The following is a 426-nucleotide window of genomic DNA, read 5'->3' as shown; positions in this document are numbered from 1 at the left end:
GCCTGACCCGCCCATCAGGCAGCGGTTCAGCACCGGACTCGAGCTCGAGCACGCCCTTGCGGACCGTGGTCTCGCTGACCCCAGCCACCCGCGCGACTAGGGCGTGTTTCTTGGATCGAGGGTTGATCTGACCTTCGATCCGGCTTCTCCTCATGACATGGGCAGGCGTTTTGAGCTGACCGATGAGGAATGGGAGCTGATCGCGCCGCTGTTGCCGCCGATGGATTCACGGCGTGGCGGCCGGTGGCGTGATCACCGGCAGGTGCTCAACGGGATCGTGTGGCGGGTACGTACCGGCGCGCCCTGGCGGGATGTGCCCGAGCGGTAGGGGGCTCACCCCGGAGTGTGGACACCGGGCGTTATGCGGCGAGCAGTACCTTATCGGTGGTCTGCTGCTCGTAGTCGATGGGGCTGAGGTAGCCGAGT

Annotated in this window: 1 pseudogene; it reads left to right on the top strand. The window is 66.0% G+C overall.

Annotated elements, in window-relative coordinates:
• Nucleotides 1-157: 157 nt before the first annotated feature.
• Nucleotides 158-325, top strand: a pseudogene (locus tag IO39_RS43470) (transposase); the annotation flags it as partial.
• Nucleotides 326-426: the final 101 nt, after the last annotated feature.

Source organism: Nonomuraea candida, assembly GCF_000725485.1.
Classification (GTDB): domain Bacteria; phylum Actinomycetota; class Actinomycetes; order Streptosporangiales; family Streptosporangiaceae; genus Nonomuraea; species Nonomuraea candida.
This window is presented reverse-complemented; position numbering and strand designations above follow the sequence as displayed.